Raw genomic sequence first — 398 nt, forward strand, 5'->3', positions numbered from 1 at the left:
GGCGTGACCCAGACGATATTCTGCGTCGGGTCCTTGATATCGCAGGTCTTGCAGTGCACGCAGTTCTGCGCGTTGATCTGCAGGCGGTCGCTGCCGTCGTCGTTCTTCACGAATTCGTAGACCGCCGCCGGGCAGAAGCGCGCTTCCGGACCTGCATAGGTACGCAGATTCACGTCGACCGGCACCTTCGCATCTTTCAGCGTCAAATGCGCAGGCTGATTCTCTTCGTGATTCGTGTTCGAAATAAACACCGAAGAGAGGCGATCAAACGTGAGCTTGCCATCAGGTTTCGGATACTCGATCGGCTTGCATTGCGACGCCGGACGCAGCATTTCGTTATCGCGATGCTGATGATGCAGCGTCCACGGCACGTTGCCGCCCATCACCTTCTGCTCAAG

The 398-nt window shown here is 57.3% G+C and carries 1 protein-coding gene; it reads right to left on the reverse strand.

Going from position 1 to position 398, the window contains the following annotated elements; all coding sequences use genetic code 11:
- Nucleotides 1-398 (reverse strand): 4Fe-4S dicluster domain-containing protein (locus tag U4Y88_RS37645; RefSeq protein WP_321790146.1); only part of this gene is annotated, 398 nt, incomplete at both ends.

Origin of the sequence: Paraburkholderia sp. J94, from assembly GCF_905220285.1 — a bacterium.
In the GTDB taxonomy this organism is placed as follows: Bacteria; Pseudomonadota; Gammaproteobacteria; order Burkholderiales; family Burkholderiaceae; genus Paraburkholderia; species Paraburkholderia tropica_A.